Genomic DNA, 18,451 nt, shown 5'->3' with positions numbered 1-18,451 from the left:
GTTGAGACATCCTCAATTGCAAACTACCCCCGGATTGATCTTTCATAACGGACCATATGATCGGAGATGCGCCATGAAACAGGACAAACCCGCTTCCTGCCCCGTTATTCACCTTGATAATCTTGAGCTCACACCCCAAACAAACGGACAAAATTTTGCCGCCGCCTTTGCCGCCATTGCCGCCCCGCTGGGCGCAAGCAAGCTGGGGGCAAGGCTGGTCGAGGTTCCGGCGGGTAAAAAGGCATGGCCCTTTCATTGCCATCATGCCAATGACGAAATGTTTGTCATTCTTGCTGGTAGCGGCACCTTGCGCTTTGGCGACACGCGCTGGCCGGTCAGACCGGGGGAAGTCATTGTCTGCCCGGCGGGCGGGCCGGAAACCGCCCATCAGTTGCAGGCCGATGACAATGGCCCGCTGCGCTATATCGCAATTAGCAGCATGAACGAACCCGATATTCTGGAATACCCGGATTCCGGCAAGGTGGCCCTTTTTGCCGGTGCCGCACCGGGGGGTGACAAGGCAAAACGCCGCCTGTCGCTTAATTTTGCAACCCGCGATGCTGTCGATTACTGGGAGGGCGAGGTGTGAGCAAAGGTTTGAGCGGGAACTGGATCAACAATACCCAACAGCCAGTGCCGCAAATTGCGCAATCGCCTGTCCCGTTTCAGGCGGTCGGGATAAACCAGGTAATATCCCGCACCCGATGCAACCTTGTGCGGTAATAACGGAGCCAGTCGCCCTGCGGCAATATCACTGGCGGCAATTTCGCTGCTGGCGAGTGTCATACCGGCCCCGTCAATGGCGGCACGCAAACCCAGCCCGGCGGAATCAACATATGTTATTGCAGCGGGCGTGACAGGCCCGCCGGGCAGCGTTGCATTCCAGGTGGCAAAATTCCCGCGCCGGTGCTGGGATAAAAACAGGTTGGCGTGGCTGATCCGTGCGCGAATGTCATCTGTACTGCCCCGCGCCATTTCGGGCGTGCCCAGAAGCGTCACGCTTTCGTTAAACAGCAAATCCGCCGCAAGACCGGGCCACTGCCCCTGCCCGTGGCGAATGGCACTATCAGCGACACCCGCCTGTAAATCCACCGCCTGCTGACTGGTAGAAATCAGCAATTCAAACCCCGCCTTTTCAAAGGGATACTGAACCAAACGGGGCGAGAGCCAATGCGCGGCAAATGTCGGCAACATGGATAAACGCAACGGCCCCTGCACCGCCCCGGTTTGCAAATTGCCCACGGCATGGATAATCCTGGCGAAACCATCCGTCAAATCGGGCACCAGTTTTTCCCCGCTTTCGGTCAGTTCCAGCCCACCCCCGGCCCGACGCAGCAGTTCAACACCCAGAATATTTTCCAATATTCTGATCTGATGACTGATCGCAGATGGCGTAACCCCCAATTCAAATGCGGCATCCTTTACCGATAAATGCCGTGCTGCCGCCTCAAAGGCACGCAAGGCATTCAATGGCACATTCAACCGCATCGATTTTTCCGGGTGATCCATCGTGTCTGACTGTTCCCTGGATATGAATGCAGCATTTTTACCGCCCTTTGCCAAAATGGCAATGTGATGTCAAACCCGCGCAAAATGCGGTTAACAAATTCTGGCCCTGGGGCCAGTCGCCAAGATTGCTGGCGGTATTGATGTGCCCTAATGCTCCGGCCATCACACAGGCAGCACGCCAGTCCCGGGCGCAGCGATTGACATAATCCACCGACCCGTAAGGGTCATTCTGGCTTCCGACCAGCAAGGTGGCAAACGGCAATGGGTCGCGGGGGACAGACTGGAATGATGCCGCCTGCGACGGAAAGGCCGGCCCGCCTGGATCGGGTACCGCCACCAGAAACGCCCCCAAAACCTGACCCCACGCCTTATCGGCCCGTTTTGCCGCCCGCTGTGCCATCCGCTTTGCCACCCAGTGGGCCACCAACAGGCAGGACAGGCTGTGTGCCACCAGCACGGCAGGTTCGCCAATATGTTTCAGGGCCTCATCAAGGGCGGCCAGCCAGTCTTCAAGCCGGGGTTCATCCCAGTTTGGCGGTGACAGGCGAACAACCTTGCGGTTTTCCGCACGCCAGCGGCCTTCCCATATACTTTGCCAGTGGTCATCGCCAGACCCGCCAATACCGGGCAAAATCACAATCGGGTTTTGCATCTATGCCATCCCTGAAAAATCTATCACTGATGGCGTTGATTATGGCTCATATTCACAAAACGTATATGGCAAGTCATCGGTCAATGTTTGAATTTTCCGATGATTTAACGGTTTTCAGCGGGATTACAACAGATGAAACAGCCCACAATCGACCGGCTTGATATTGCGATTATTGAAGCCCTGCAGGAAAATGCCCGCACCCCGCTGTCGGAACTGGGGCGGCGTATTGGCCTGTCACAACCCGCCATGTCCGAACGGGTCAAACGGCTGGAAGAACGCGGTATCATTACCGGCTATGGCGCGCGCATTGACCCGGCGGCACTGGGATTGGGCTTAATGGCGATTATCCGCCTGAAAACCACCCATGACCATATTCAGCCCTGCCTGCGCGATTTTGCCCGCATGCCCCATATCATCGAAGTCCACCGCCTGACCGGCGAGGACTGTTTTATGTTAAAGGTGCTGGTGCCAACACCGGGCGACCTTGAATCCATCGTTGATCGCATCGCCCGCCACGGGGCGGTTACAACATCGCTGGTTTTGCGCACCGAACCGGCCAAACCGATTGGCGCGGCCCTGTTGCAATATCGACATCCCGGATAACGGGTGCAGCACCGCCATAGGCACAGGTTTGCAACACCCGCAACCGGCACGATCAGCTTTCGGTAAAGGCGTTTTTCTTGACCTTGACCACCGGTTCGACAAAATAGTTCAAAACGGTTTTACTGCCGGTCAGAATATTGATTTCCGCCACCATGCCCGGAACAATATCCAGCGGCTTGCCGCTGGCATCGGTCAGCCGGGAAAACACCCGCACCACCACCGGATAGACCGGCTCCTTTGTTTCGGGCAGTTCAATCGCATCGGCGCCAATGGTTGAAAGCTCTCCATCGAGCGAGCCATAGCGGGCAAAATCATAGGCCGTCAGTTTGACCTTGACCCGCTGGCCCGGATGCAAAAAGCCGATATCGGCGGGTTTGATGTGGGCCTCGACCAGAAAATCATCATCAACCGGCACAATTTCGACAAGCGATTCACCGGGCTGGGCAACACCACCAATGGTGGTTTTTAAAATCTGGTTCACAATGCCATCCACTGGCGACCGGATCTCGGACCGTTCCACCTTGCTGGCATAGGCCGGCAGGCTTTGTTCCAGTTCGGCCAGCTCCGCCGTTGCTTTGGAAAGTTCCTGCAATGCCTCCTTGCGGAAGGTTTCGTGCATGGTTTTGAACCGTTCGGCAATCTCGGCCAGCGCCAGGGTTAACCGTTCGATACGGATTTTTGCGGTCTGCTGTTTGCCCTGCAATTCGGCGTGGGTGCGCTGAAGTTGAATCAGCGATAGTTTCGGTTCGATCCCGCGTTCCACCAGCGGCTGGATCATGCTGATCTCGGACTGCGAAAAAACAAGCCCTTCGGTCGCGGTATCGAACTCGCTTTGCGCCTCGCTCATTTCCTTGATCTTCTGGCGCTTTTGCTGTTCCAAAACCGCCAATTCCGATGCCAGTTCGGACCGGCGGCCTTCAAAAAGGCGCTGTTGGGTCAGGGTCACAGCAGGGGCGCTTTGTTCCAATCCCGGTGAAAATGCAAGGTCAGCCCCCTTGATTTCAGCGGTCAGGCGTTCAATTTGCGCCTGCAGGGCGAATTTTTTCTGTTCCAGCTGGTTATATTCGCTTTGTGAGGCCGTGGTATCAAGTACCAGCAACAAATCGCCGCGCTGCACCCGCTGCCCTTCATGCACCAGCATATCCTTGATCATGCCGCCGTGCATGGTTTGCACCTTTTGCAAATCCTGCGATGGAATAATTTTGCCCGACCCGCGTGTGACCTCGTCCACCTCGGCAACGGCCGCCCAACTGATCATGCAGGCAAGGAACAGACCAATCACACTCAACAAAGCCCAACCGGAAAAAACGGATTTTCGGCCATTGATCTGGCGGATAATGGCGGCATTCAAATCACGCTTTGCCATTGCCGGTCTCCTTTTCTTCCATCATCGCGGCATCTGCGCCCGCAACTCTGTGGCGCACAATTCTGGCGAAGGGACGACGTTTTGTTGCGCCAGAATTTATCGCCGTGACAGAAGCCGGTTTGTCTTCAGAAGGTGCGTCTTCACCGGGGCGCGGGGATGCACTTTCTGCGCCATCTGTTGTTGGCGGTTCCGGTTTGTCATGATCATCCGGGTCCCCTGCCGCCGGGCTCTTTTTATTGACAATCGATTTGGGGCCCCGCGCCACCACAGCCCCGGCATCAAGCACCAGCACCGTATCAACCAGATCGAGCATGCTGGGCCGGTGGGTGACAACCAGAATGGTCTGGTCCTTGGCCTCTTCACGCAGGCGGTTCACCACCAATTGTTCGGTTTGCATGTCCATCATGCTGGTGGGCTCATCCATCAGCAAAACCGGTGGCGCACCGACCAGCCCGCGCGCCAGCGAAATGGATTGCCGCTGCCCGCCCGACAGACCCTCGCCACGTTCCTGAATCATCAAATCATAGCCGCTGGGATGGCGGCTGATGAAATCATGCGCGCCGGAAAGGCTGGCCGCCCGCAGAATTTCTTCGTCATTGGGGCGAAAGGCCCCGACCGAGATATTCTGTTTTACCGTGCCGGAAAACAGCCACGCATCCTGCAATACCGCCGAGATATTGGCCCGCAAATCTGCCGGGTCGATCTGGCGAATGTCGGTGCCATCAATCAGGATCGATCCGCTATCAGGTTCATAAAGACCCAGCATCAGCCGCAAAATCGTGCTTTTGCCCGAGCCGATCCGCCCCAGAAGGGCAATTTTCTCGCCCGGTTCAATCACAAAGGAAACATCGCGCAGGGCGGCGACATTTTGCCCGGGATAGGAAAAATTGACATTCTGAAATTCGATCCGTCCCGCCAGACGCGGACGCGAGAGATAATGCCGCCCGTCCTGGCGTTCGGTCGACTGTTTCATCAACCCGTTCAAATTACGATAGGATGTGCGCACCTGGTTAAGGCGTGTAAGCGTTTGCGCAATTTGCCCCAACGGCGCCAAAGCCCGCCCCACAAGGATCACGGAACCGACAAGCGCACCCATCGAGGTTTCGCCCGCCGCAATCAGGAAAACCCCAAACACGACAATGCCAATTTGCGAAATCTGCTGGGCCGAGGCCGTCATATTGACAACCATATGCGAAATACGGCGGCTGCGCGCCCCCACACCGGCCTGGAATTTCAGGCTGTCTTTCCAGCGTTGGCGCATCAGGCGGGCCGCGCCCGATGTTTTTACCGTTTCCAGCCCGGAAATGGTTTCCACCAGCACGCCCTGCTTGGTCTGCCCTTCTTCAAAGGCCGACTGGGCATAACGCGCCAATAGGGGCTGAACCGCAATGCCCAGAATGATGATGGTCGGTACCGCAATGGCCGGAACCAGCACCAGCGGCCCGCCAATGCCATAAATGACAAACAAAAACAGCACGATAAACGGAATATCGACCAGCGCGACCAGCGAGGCAGAGGTAAAAAATTCACGCAATGTTTCAAATTCGCGCAGGGTATTGGCAAAGGCCCCCGATGACCCGCGCCGGTCCTTCATTTGCATTTCCAGCAAATGGTCAAAAATCTCGCTGCCAATTTCCTGATCGGCCTTTATCCCTGCCCGGTCGATAAAATGGGCGCGCAGCATTTTGATGATAAAATCAAAACAGATGGCAAAGCCCACCCCGACCGTCATCGCGATCAGTGAGTCAATCGCCTCGTTAGGCAGGATGCGGTCATAGACCACCATCGTGAATAGCGAGACCGTCAGGCTTAAAAAGTTGGTCAGGGCGGCGGCAATAATCACCTGAAAATAGATCGGTTTGTTTTTACCCAGCGCCGACCAGAACCAGTGCCGGCCCCGTTTTTCCAATTGATGGTCAACATGGCGGCTTTCACGAAAATAGGGGCGCACGGCAATGCCAAGACCGCTAAACACCCCGCGCAAATCGGCAACCGACATGATCACCGGCGCATCGCCGTAATCCGGGTCATAGACCGCCAGCCTGTGCGGGCCTTCGCGGCTGACAATCACAACAACCTTGCCATCATCCAGAAAGGCTGCAACCGGCAGGGTTGTGTGGGTCAGGGTTTCAAGTTTCACATCGCCTGCAATGCAGGCCAGCCCCACCTTGCGCGCCATCTCGGCAAAGCCCTTTGGGCCGGTTTCCTGCAGGCCATCGGCCAAATTGCGAAAATGATTGACCGTGATCGACATGTCATAATGGCGGCACAAATACACCAGGCATTGCTCGGCATAGTCAATGCGGTTTTGCGGGCTTTCATCCTGATCTGGCGTTGAATCCAATGGCAAGCTGGCGGCTTGCGATGTCTGGTTCTGCTGATCGGCGGTGTTCCGGTTTGTTGAATCTTCCAACGGGTTTATGCGACCTAGCGATTGGTTCATTTCACCTCACCTCCCAGCCAAAATCCTCCAGACCGAAACGGGGCAACAACTCGCCGGTCAGGGACAACAACACATAGCGCGACAGGTCCGCCATCACGCGGGCGTCAATCAGGGCACTGGCGGTCTGGTAAAATTCGCGCTGGCTATCCAGCACATCGACCAAATCGCGTCGGCCAATTGAAAACAGGTCCAGATAGGTCAGGAAGGTTTCTTTTTCCGCCCGGGCGGCCAATGACAGGGCATGAAGGCGCTGTTCACGGGTGGCAATATCACTTAGGGAGCTGGCAATCTGGCGTTCCAGTTCCAGGCGCGACTGACGTTCGCGTTCTTTGGCTTGCGACAGGCGGTTTGCCGCCCGGCTTTCGCGGGCCCGGTCGCTGCCACCGTCAAACAGGTTATAATTAAACCGCACATAGAACCGCATTTCATTGTCACTGCCACGCGGTTCGGACAGGTCATATTGCCGCCCTTCCACCACCACCGAAACCTTGGGGTACCAGGCCGCCTTGCTGGCATCATATTCAAAGGAGGCCGCCCGTGTCCCCGCCTCGCTTTGCGCAAGGGTCGGGTTGTGATCCAGGGCATATTGCAGGGCAGCTTCGGCATTTTGGGGAATATCGGGAATATAATCCGGCCGGGTCCGATGGGTCGGCATATCGCCAAAAACTTCCTTATAACTGGCCCGCATCCGCGCCAGTTCACCGGTCAGTTCGGTCAAATTGGCATTGGCTTCGGCCAGGCGGCCTTCGGTGCGATACACATCTGCCGTTGTGCCGGCCCCACCCGCGGCACGGTCATTGACACTTTTGAAAATCAGTTCATGCCGGTTCCGATTATCAATTGCCAGCAACACCTTGGTTTGCAGGCGGACAATATCGAAATAGGCCGAAATCGCCCGCAGGCAAAATTGCTGGGCGGTATCGCGGGCGGCATGTTTGCTGCCAGTGACATTCTCGCGTGCGGCATCAATGCGGTTAAAGGTTTCACCGGCATCATATAAAAGCTGGCTGACCGATAACACCCCGTCCGGGTCATTATCCGCCCCTGCCCGGTTATCGGCCCGCGAAACGTTATACCCCCCCTCCAGGGCAAAATCGACCTGGGGGTAAAGCGCCCCATCTGCTTCATTCAGGCTGTCATTTGCCTGGCGGGCCCCATAAAGGGTGCTTTGGATTGAGGGATGCGTCTCCACTGCCTGGCGCACCTTGGCAACAAAATCGTCCGGTTGGTCTGGCGTTGTTTGTAAATTGCCTTTTTGTCCGTTTTCGGCAAAAGCCGCCCCGGGTTGCTGCAAAAAGCCATTCACAAGCCGTTCAGATCCATTCATGCTTTTGGCAATTTCACGAAAAAGCGGCGTCATCGCCGCCGAACCAGCGGCATCCTCGCCAATTTTGCGGGCCTTTTCCTCCTGTGGCGCGATGCCGACAGGTGTCGCCCCGCCTTCGCCAACAGGGGCGGCATGCAGGGGAGCCGACCATAAAATTGTGCCGATCATCCCCATCATCAGCACCAAACAGGCAAATTTATTTTCCATCCCGGGCAAAATACCAATTCTGTCTTATACCAACCTGCACTGATCGAAACCGATCAGTGCAGCCCTCAATCGGCGGGCGGGCTTCTCTGAAGCCCTTGTCTTTCGCTCTCAAGCCGCGCGGCGCCGTCGCGCCTAACCCGTTCTCTATGAGTAAAACTCATAGAGAACGGGTATCAGTTACATGCAAAGACCGTTCGTCCCCGAAAATAACAGGGGGTGAACGTGCCCCCCCTGCCCCCCAATTTCGGGTCCCGCCTTATGTTTCCGAATAGAAAAGATCGGCAACGCTGGCGCTGTTAATATCCCCGCTAATCCCCGTCACATTGATGAAAAGGTCCTCGGACGTGTTAACGGCCCCATCTCCGTTATCGACAACCAGATATGTGCGGTCTTCAACACCGTCGGTCGCCTGGACAAACATTGCCGCCCCGTTATCGATCTCAAGCCCTGAAAACATGCTTTCGTCAAAGGTGGTGACAGAAACCGAATCGCCCACCGAGACCCCGGTCGGAACGGTGTGCCCGCCGCCCAAGGCAGACAAATCGAACTTGTCTTCGCCAATGACAAAATCGGTAATCACATCGGTCATGGAAGCAATACTGTCAGATACCGCACTTGCCGTATCTTCAACACCATTGTCGGATTCCTGACCCGCCTGATAGGCGGCAATGGAATGGCCGTTTATGGCCTCGTCGGAGGCAACAAAAAGATTGGTGTCATCCTCGACCCCGACCGTGTAGCCATAACTGCGCAGATTATCGGCAAAGCGGGAAATGATGTCCGACAGGGTATCATTTTCCTGCACCGGCTGGGTCAGGGTGAAATCGTCAATCGCCAGAACAAAGGTGCCATGATCGGTCAGGGACTGGACGGAATTGGCAAAATCCTCGAAATCAAAGATCACTGCGGCAAAAGTATCGTTCTCGCCCTCGGCCGGGTCGATATAGGACGAATTTGGCCCCAGATCACCCAGGAAGGTAGCATCCAGACTGAAACTGGAGCCGACTTCCTTGCCGACAAATTCAATGGCGCCGTTATTTAACGTTATGCTGTCAAAGAAGGTGGCATTGGCATCCCCGTCAGCACGGGCGCTCGCGGCATCCTGCGCCTTGATTTCATCGATAAAGTCCTGGATGCTTTTGGCCGCGTTCCCTTCCGTCACCGCCGTTGAAACATAGTTGGTTTCTGTTTCGCCACCGCTAAGGGTGATGGTCAGCACCGCCGAAAGGAAGCTGCCTGCAGCATAATCCTGATCGTTGGTGGAAAGCGTGAGCGTTCCCGTCTGGGCCGTTTGGGAATCAGCGGCAACATCCACATTAAAGCTGTCACCCGCATCGGTTTCGACAAAGACCGAGCCGCCTAAGGCACGAATGGTGCCGGAATGATCAAAATCAACCGTTTCACCCTGCGGAATATGCAGGAACAGACGGTCCGGCAGATTTTCGCTATCGCCATCCGTATCCAGGGCGACCGCATCCACTACATCGGCATTTTCATCATCAGCATAGGCAGCTTCGGCCCTGGCGGAAATCTGGGTGGCAAGCTGGAACATCAGGCTGCCCGGGGTGTCCCCGTCGCTCATCTGAACCTGAAAAACCTCATCCCCCACCGTCAAACGCAGAAAATCACCCGGTTCCGGCATGGTGGTATCGGTAAAGCTGAAAGCAAACAGATCTTCCGAGGCTGGTTGCTGGCTATAGGCATCCCCCTGGGCATAGGTTTTTGCATCAACCGTTGCATTGGCATCCACACCGGCAATCTGCAAAACACCGTCCTGCACCCGGGCGTGATAATTATGCCCGTTGTCACTATTGATCACGCTGGCAATGTCGGACAAAACGCTGTCGATTGAGGTTTCGCTTTCATCTGCACGCGCACCATAGGCATAACCATCAATCACCACCTCGAAATAATCACCCTGGGTGGGTGTGTAATCCGGGTATTCCACGGTTACGGCATCGCCGCCAAGGCTCATGGCAAATATATCGTTGCCCGCCCCGCCAGACATCACATCGGCACCGCTGCCCCCCGTCAGGTAATCATCGCCGCCATTGCCAATCAGGGTATCGTCGCCATTGCCACCTTCCAGGGTGTCATTCCCGGCACCGCCGATCATGGTATCGTTGCCGTCAAAGCCACCATAATCCCCATCCTCGGGGTCATTGCGCACTTCGCCTTCAACAATCAGGCTTTGTTCCGATGTCAGATCCGAGCCGTCAATAACAACATTATTGGTGAAGGGGACATCAAGGTCATTGCTGTCAAAAACACGGCTGACCACCGATATATCGCCAACTGTACCATCCATATTGGCATCGGCCGTCGATGCCAGCCCGGCACCGATTTTCAATACATTGCCGGACGCATCATCGCGCAATTCGATGCGGTCAATATTGGTGATGGTCACATTGCCATCGCTCAATGCCTGATCGCTCAGGTCGTAACTTCCGGCTGCCGAAAGCAGCAAACGGTCATTTGTCGCGGCTTCCAGGGTGCCATCAATCATCAAACCCGCCGCAAGGGCCGCCGTTGTGATGTAAAACCGGTCCCGTCCGGTGCCGCCAATCAGGGTGTCGGCACCGCCGTTATAATAAATCCGGTCATCACCAGCCCCGCCATTAATGGTGTCGTCTCCCAGCCCCCCGCGAATGCGGTCATCACCGGAAAAACCGCCATATTCCAGGCTGGTTTCATCATCGATCAGGATTTCACCCTGAAAATGGATGGACTGATTGGCCGAAAGGCCGCTTGCATCCACAGTCACACCGGCAGTAATGGGAACATCGGTTTCGGTCTCCTCATCGACAACACTGGCGCGCGAAACGATCTGGATATCGCCCAGGGTGCCATCGCCATTGGCATCTGCCGTGGAAACAACGCCATCCCCCAACACCAGTTCATATCCCGCCGCATTATCGCGAAATTCAATGCGGTCAATCTGGGCGATCTGGATGTTGTGATCGACAAGGTTGCTATCGCTCAGGTCATAGCTTGCTGCCTGACCGAAAATCAGACGGTCATTGGTATCGGTCTCTGCCAAGCCCAACACGTCATTATCAATGTCGTAATCGCCGCCAACAATGATGCTGCCATCCGCAAGGTCACTGGCCTGGTCGACATAAAGCCGGTCCGTGCCCAGGCCTCCGATCATGGTGTCTGCGCCCGCACCGCCATGAATACGGTCCGATCCATTGCCGCCAAACAGCACATCATCGCCATCATTGCCGTTCATACGATCATCGCCATCGCCTGCAGCAATGAAGTCTCCCCCGGCACCGCCCAGGATCGTATCATCGCCACTAAAACCGCCATAGGTTTCATCACCCGTTTGAAGGTCGTTCTCGCTGACATGAACGTCGCCATCAAACTGAAGTGAATCTGTACCCTCCAGCGCACTGGCATCGACAAAAATGCCGTTGGTGATGGGCGATGCCGTCACGCCGATCTGGCTTTCATTATCCACATAAACGCGGCTGGTAATGCGGATATCACCTGTGTCGCCATCACCATTGGCATCCGCCGTACTTGCCAGACCATGATCAAGAACAAGCTCCAGCCCCGCAGCGTCCTGCGCAATATCGATGCGGTCAATATTGCTGACAGTTACGTTGCTGAAATCGACATTGCCCCCGTCGGCCAGATCAAGGATCAGCCTGTCATTGGAAAGCTCGGCGCCTTCGGTTGATGATCCACCGTTACCGTCAATTACCGTGCCAACAGCATCGGTAACGTTGGTGATATAGAAACGGTCGGACCCGGCACCGCCAATCAGGGTATTGACGCCACCGCCCGCATAAAGCCGGTCATTGCCATCGCCACCGTCAAGGGTATCGTTGCCGTCCTCACCATACAGCCGGTCATTGCCCGCCCCGCCAAACAGGGTGTCGTCCCCGGCACCGCCATAAACGGTGTCATCACCGCTAAAGCCACCATAGGTTTCAAGGCCGGTATTGGCGTCGTTCTGTCCGACATGAACTTCGCCGTCAAAAAACAGGCTGTCGGTCGTTTCCAGCCCCCGGCCATCAACAATGATGCCATTTGTAATCGGTGATGCCGTCAGGCCGATTTCGCTTTCGTTGTCTACATATACGCGACTGTTAATGCGAATATCGCCAAGGGTGTCGTCCTGGTTATTATCCGCCGTCGATGCCAGGGCATGATCCAGCGTGATGGTCAGCCCGGCGACATCTGATCCAACGTCAATTCGGTCGATACCGGCAATTTGCACATTGCTGGCTGTCAGATCAACCGCCTGCGCCCCCCCGCTATCGGCAAGCTGAATAATCAGCCGGTCCTGCCCGGTATTGCCCACCGATGTGCCATCGCCAGAAAGTGTAAGGCCATTGGCAAGGTCCGCCGCCGAGGTCAGATAGAAACGGTCTTTGCCATCACCGCCAATCAGAGTATCCCCGTCATCGTCAATAAAGAACCGGTCATCACCCGCGCCCCCCATCAGGGTATCAACACCAGCACCACCTGTAAGAGTGTCATTGCCTTCTTCACCCAGCAGAACGTCATCCCTGCTTCCGCCGGAAAGGGTATCATTCCCCTCGCCGCCCATCAGCGTATCAGCGCCCTTGCCGCCGGTAATCGTGTCGTTGCCGTCATTCCCGAGGAAATAACCACCGTCATCGCCATTATCGAGAATATCGTCCCCGGAAGAGCCATAGATGGTGCCATCAATCAGTTCACCAATTGTCGCATTTGCAAGTGCCGCTTCAAGATTGGTGGCGAAATTCTCGTTATAGGCAACAAGGGTATCGTAGGCGGCATCCTGGAAATCGCCGTTACTGTCAAACAGATCATTGATCAAATCTGCCAGGGTAGAACCCGCTGCCGCCTGAATTTTAATCGCGGAAATCAGCAGGGATAGGGCATCAATATCGGTCGGGTTTTGAAGTTCAGATGATGTTGGCTGCAACTGGTCAAGCGCATGGATGGTATTGCCCACCAGTTCGGCGATTTCGGCAAATACCGTATCTAAAGGAATGTTATTGCTGCCAACTGTCTGGTTGCCGTCAAAGTTTTCGCTGCCGACAATGGCTTTGCCGGTCTCGTTAATCAGGTTGGTTAAAACCGTTCCATCGGTCCAGTCTACTTCAGCGCCATTGGCTGCATTGATGGCCGATGCAATCTGGCGCATGATTACTTGCGAGATTTCGCTCTGGCTTGAGTCATTCCCCAGATTTTGCAGAACCGGCTGAAGGCCTTTTGCCAGTTCACTGGTCAGCACCAGTATTTCGGCGGAGGCGATGTGCAAAGAGGCGGCATTTGCCATTTCCGCAGCCGTCGCACTGCTTGATGTCACGGTGCTGACAGGATCAATTGTCAGCAAATTGGCGCCTGAAAGCGCGGTTGCATCCAGACCCAGACCGGCAATCACGTCGCTTTGGGCCGCGGCACTATCGGCAGCGGCATCGCTGGCAACAAGATAGTGCATAACCGTCGTCAAACCGGTTGCAACACTTGCACTTTGCCCGGCAGAAACCAGCAACACCCCGTCAAAGGACTGGCCGGTCGTAAGATCCGTCCCGCCGGTGATGCGCACGGCAACATCTTCGGGCAGAATGCCGGTAAACTGGAAATTGCTGATGCTGTAATGGCCGTTTTCATCGGTCGTCCAGGTCTGCTGACCTACCTGATTGCCATTTCCATCCACCAGCATGACGGTAGCATTGGCAAGGTATCCATCAAGCGCCACTCCACTTTCGTTATAGGTTACGCTCGCCTGATAATCGACATTGCCGGTAAAATGAGATGTATCATAATCATCGACTGTTTTACCTTCTGGCAACGCAACAATAATGGTGCCGTTATCAGGCGCACTAAAGGTAATGGTCAAACCATCAACATCATCAGCCTGCAGATAGACTTTACCTGTCCCGGCAACTTCAATTTCATCAATGCCGTTCAGTTCAAGACTGCTGATCGTGACATCACCGTTGCTGGTATCAATCACCAGCTTTACAGTATCGCCCGAAAGCGTGCTGAAATCGTAATCGCCACTTGCCGAAACCGTCACATTGACGTCACCGGTTGCGGTGATCGCCACGTTTTTCCCTTCAATATCCTCATAGGTCAGATTGACGGCGGAGGTATCGCTCTCGCTAACCGTGATGGAAATTGTACCGGTCTCAGAGGAAAGTTTTGCCAAATCGCTGGCGACATTGGCACTGCTGGCATCGCTTAGGGTGATACTGCCGGTGCCGGTGGCGGCAAGCCCGCCAAGTTTGCCCAGGTCCGTTTCCGTGATCGACAGATTTTGGTCTGCGACCGCAGAAATGCTGATGCTGCCGCTCTCAACAGTCAGATTATCCAGAACGGCACCGACATCGCCCGAAACCCCGGTAACGGTGATATTGCCCGTTCCTGTTACCTCAACCGACCCGTAAGAAGCCGCTTCAGCCTGGGTCAGAGTCAGGTTTTCACCATCGGCGGCAATAATGCTTATCTTGCCCGTATCAACGGTGATTTTGGCGACATCGTTGGTCAAGGACGCTGCGGTCACATCGGTTAATGTCACGCCCCCCGAACCGGTAACGGTAAACTGGTTGATGCCCGCCAAAACCGTCTTGGAAATCGAAAAGTTTTCACCCTCTGCACCGGAAAGAACCAGCCCGCCATTTGCCGAAACTTTGGCAAGGTCGTTTGCAAAATCCGGCCCGGTTAGCCCGGCGATGGTCAGCGTTCCGCCATCGGCAACATTAAGGGTTGTCAGACCATCCAACTGCGCCTTGGTGACGGACAGGTTTTCACCATCGGCCCCGTTCACCGTCAAATTGCCAATCTCGGTAACGGAGAGTTTTGCCAGATCGGCATTAAGACCACTGGCCGTCGCCCCGTTCAGAACGATATTGCCATCACCTGTTGCTTCAAGGCTGGCGAGCTTATTAAGGTCGGTTTCCGAAATCGTCAGGCTGTAGCCTGCCGCCCCGGTAATACTGAAATCGCCATTTTCAACCGAAACAGCCGACAGGGCCGCCGCAAGACGATCCCCTGTTACTTCAGAAAGCGTTACATTACCCGTGCCTGTCGCATTCAGAACATCAACATCATCAAGGTCGCTTTGCGTAAGGACAAAACTGGTTCCGGCTGCCCCGTTCACGGTCAGGGTGCCGTCAACCGATGTTTTACTGATCGCAGCTTCCAGAGAGGCGGAATTATATCCGTTCAGGGTGAGGTTGCCGCTACCCGTCGTGGAGATGCTGTCGATTTGAGCGAATTCAGCCTGCGAGAGAACAATATTTTCGCCAGAGGCGGCGTGCACAGCAAAAATACCGCTATCAACCGTCACCTTGCCAATCGCCGCCGAAACGCCGGTCGCGGTTACGCCTGTCAGCGTTACAGTGCCGCTGCCGGTTGCCTCGAACGTGGCGTAATCGGCCAATTGCTGTTCAGTCAGGCTAAAACTTTCATTTGTAGCCCCGGAAACGGAAATTGTTCCGTCAACCACACTCAGCTTTGGCAGGTCAGCCATCACAGCGCCCTGATAGGTAATGGTACCATCACCCGTTGCCGCAAAGGCGGCGTAGTTATCAAGGAAGGTTTTATCAAAAACAAAATCTTCACCAGCTGCCCCGGTAAGCGAAGTTGTGCCATCAACCGTCAGCTTGGCGAGGTCGGCCGTCAGATCAGCGGCGGTCAAGCCGGTTACGGTCAAATTACCCGAAACCGTGGTAAAATGACCAAGCTGATCCAGAAGTGATTTCGCGAGATCGAAATTCTGCCCCGATGCCCCGGTGATCGAAATTTTTTCGCTACCGGCTAAAAGCTGCCCGAGATCATTTTCAAGGTCCGCACTGGTCGCCCCGCTCAAGGCAATTTCTCCGGTGCCACTGACCGTCAGGGTGGCGATATTATCAAGCTGGGCTTTGGTGATGGCGATGTTTTCGTCTGCGGCGGCCACCAACGAAATTGTCGAACCCGTTGCAACCGTCAGCTTGGTCTGAATGGCCAAAATATCATCGCCATTATCAAGGCTGGTGATCGTGATGGTTCCGGTGCCCTGGGCGGTCAAATGTCCCAGATTTGCAAGCTGGTCATCGGTAACGGAGAAACTTTCATTCATCGCCCCCGTCACATTGATCACAACGGTGTGGCCCGTCGTGTCGATCTTGGCAAGGTCACTGGTAAGCGCCAAACTGGTAGCACCACTATAATTAATGGTGCCGTCATCAACATTGAAATCCAGCGCGGATAAACGGCCCAACAGCGTTTTGGACAGCGCCAGAGTGCTACCACCGGGCAATTCCCCGGATACTTCCGCCGAAATTGTTCCGGCTGTTCCTGTGGAAAGTTTGGCAACCGATGCGGCGAGATTTTCTGTCGTCGCCCCGGTCAGCGAAATATTGCCACTCCCCGTTGCCGCCAGACTGTAAAATTCGCCAAGGTTGGTTGCCGTAATCGTGAAATCAATATTTTCGGCGCCGACAACGGCAATTTGCGCCGTTGATTCTGCCGCTTTAATATCACTGACCAGCGTGTAAAAATCGCTGTTGGTACTTTCATCGAGATCAGAAATGCCGGTAATACGGAATGTAAACAGGCCCGTCACCGCGCTGTCCCCGTTGGATGTCGGGATGAAATCGCGCAGGGTCTGGTACGATCCGACGATGGTGGTGCGGGCATCACTTGCGCCGGTCAGGGTGGTGACGGCACCAAAATCATTAATGATCACCGGACGACCAACACCGGCAAGGTTTAGCGAGGTCACGGTGTTTGTATCGGGAATGGTCAGCGTGCCGCCGCTATAAACCACCGTCCCGCCACCATCGCTATCCAGTGTCAGGGTGATATTTCCCGATGTCGGCAGGTTTTTAAAGGACAGTTCCCCCTGCTCTGTCACCGAAACCGTAAAAGATCCAACCCCGCCATTGCTCAGCGAAACATTTTGCGCCTTGGCCGCCTGGGCATCGGCATCATATTCGGTTGCTGTTTGCGACAGGCTGCCCGATGCCGCCCCCTCCTGAATGGCATTTGCGGCCTCGCCTTGGGCGATATACTGGCTTTTGACAATGTCATCGGTCGTGGCTGCATTCTGAATATTGGTGTTACTGGCCGAAATGATCGAGGCCGTGTCGCCCGAAAGCGTGGTATCCACGCCGGCATTTTGCAGCACATTGGTAATCGCCGAACTGTCAAGGTTAACTGCGGCATTTGCGCCCTTGATCGAGGTTGCCAGCGCATCCGCCACCGATTTTATGGCGTCAGCTTCCGATTGGCCCCCCGCAGCCCCCGTAATGGCCTTGGCCCCCATCGTCAGAATATTGGCAACCTGGACCCCGGCCTTGAACAGATCGGTATTGTTGGTCGCAACCGGGTCCACCGTTTTCAAATCTTCGGTAACGTTAAAAGCCGCCTTGACGGCATTAAGGGCATCGGTTTCGCTTTCACCTGAATCAATCAGGCTTTGCACCAGGGTTGTCAGTGGTGTCACCACCGTCGAACCATCCGGTGCTGTCAGTTTGCCGTTAAAGGCAAGGCCGGTGCTAATGTCGGTACCGCCCGTAATTTGAATGGCGCCCGTCCCCGTCAGTCCGGTGAAATTACCGTTGGCATCAGTGGTGACAGTATTGCCCGAGCCATTAACGCGCGAAACAGTCGCCCCGGAAATATAACCATCAACCACGCGCCCGCCGGACCCGCCACCGCCCAAAGCACCAGCAAGACCGCCACCCCCGCCGCCGCCGCAGGCCGCCAGTGGCAGGATCAGCGTTGAAACGATGCCCAGCTTAAGGTTGGCCTGATATTTTTGCTGCCAGTCGGCGATAAATTGCAAAAACGCCTTTCGCCCCCGGGGAATTTCAATTTCCCGCGTCTGCTGCCCGGCAAATTCATCAAGATCAACATCCTGATGTGCCACACGAATGGAAGGCAGAAAATGACCCGCCAGAAAGGCTGCATTGGTGTCACGATCAATTGCAGTTGCAAGTTCACCAACGACTGCCTGTGCAGACGCATCGACGCTGTTCATTTTTGAAGTCATAACGAAATTTCCCGTTTTTGCTAAAAGCGCGTTCAGGCACTTTTCAAATACGTCCCCGAATTCCTGTTTTGGTTATCGGCCTCATGTCCCAAAGACCGAACCATCCGTTTGGCGGGTTTGTGAAGTCGACCGCATGGTCTTTTTCGCAAACACCCCTAAAGTATAGTTTCAATAACTATTCTTCAGGATCATGTATTCTATACAGAGATACATAAATTACTTTTTCCAGACTGAAAGCTGCGGAAATGAAGCAAATTCTTCATTATACCTTTGCAGCCAAATACCCCGTTTTTGCTGGAAGCCTGGTTATTTTCGTCTTATAAATTCTTAGGGTCAGAACTCATTAACCTTTAACTGAT

General features: G+C 55.0%; 8 protein-coding genes. 2 read left to right on the top strand and 6 right to left on the bottom strand.

Annotated elements, in window-relative coordinates; genetic code table 11:
* The first annotated feature begins 73 nt into the window (after positions 1 to 73).
* A complete protein-coding gene (locus tag TH25_RS22600) occupies positions 74 to 589 on the top strand; it encodes a cupin domain-containing protein (protein WP_114090525.1) in 516 nt (171 codons plus the stop codon).
* Here TH25_RS22600 and TH25_RS22595 read toward each other — a convergent pair.
* Positions 568 to 1,509: a LysR substrate-binding domain-containing protein gene (locus TH25_RS22595; protein ID WP_114090524.1), complete on the bottom strand. Its 942-nt coding sequence runs from the start codon at positions 1,507 to 1,509 to the stop codon at positions 568 to 570. The genes TH25_RS22600 and TH25_RS22595 overlap by 22 nt on opposite strands.
* A gap of 37 nt (positions 1,510 to 1,546) precedes the next feature.
* On the bottom strand, positions 1,547 to 2,161 hold the full coding sequence (locus tag TH25_RS22590) for an RBBP9/YdeN family alpha/beta hydrolase (protein ID WP_114090523.1): 615 nt from the start codon (positions 2,159 to 2,161) through the stop codon (positions 1,547 to 1,549).
* Positions 2,162 to 2,293: 132 nt separating this feature from the next.
* Here TH25_RS22590 and TH25_RS22585 point away from each other — a divergent pair, with 132 nt between their 5' ends.
* Positions 2,294 to 2,764, top strand: a complete 471-nt coding sequence (locus TH25_RS22585; protein ID WP_114090522.1) for an Lrp/AsnC family transcriptional regulator — start codon at positions 2,294 to 2,296, stop codon at positions 2,762 to 2,764.
* A gap of 52 nt (positions 2,765 to 2,816) precedes the next feature.
* Here TH25_RS22585 and TH25_RS22580 read toward each other — a convergent pair whose 3' ends face one another.
* The 4 genes from TH25_RS22580 to TH25_RS22565 form a co-directional block, all read right to left on the bottom strand.
* The gene (locus tag TH25_RS22580; RefSeq protein WP_114090521.1) at positions 2,817 to 4,130 is read right to left on the bottom strand and encodes an HlyD family type I secretion periplasmic adaptor subunit; all 1,314 of its coding nucleotides are present in this window, start codon (positions 4,128 to 4,130) and stop codon (positions 2,817 to 2,819) included.
* Positions 4,117 to 6,573 (bottom strand): type I secretion system permease/ATPase, encoded by a 2,457-nt coding sequence (locus TH25_RS22575; RefSeq protein WP_114090520.1) that lies wholly within the window; start codon positions 6,571 to 6,573, stop codon positions 4,117 to 4,119. Before TH25_RS22575 ends, TH25_RS22580 begins: the two co-directional genes overlap by 14 nt.
* A 1-nt stretch (position 6,574) precedes the next feature.
* A complete protein-coding gene (locus TH25_RS22570) occupies positions 6,575 to 8,107 on the bottom strand; it encodes a TolC family outer membrane protein (RefSeq protein ID WP_114090519.1) in 1,533 nt (510 codons plus the stop codon).
* A gap of 256 nt (positions 8,108 to 8,363) precedes the next feature.
* Entirely contained in the window at positions 8,364 to 18,092 is a 9,729-nt protein-coding gene (locus TH25_RS22565) for a bluetail domain-containing putative surface protein (RefSeq protein ID WP_114090518.1), read from the bottom strand.
* Positions 18,093 to 18,451: the final 359 nt, after the last annotated feature.

It is taken from the genome of Thalassospira profundimaris (assembly GCF_003326755.1).
Classification (GTDB): Bacteria; Pseudomonadota; Alphaproteobacteria; order Rhodospirillales; family Thalassospiraceae; genus Thalassospira; species Thalassospira profundimaris_B.
The sequence above is the reverse complement of the archived record's forward strand: the minus strand, read 5'-3'. Positions and strand labels throughout refer to the sequence as shown.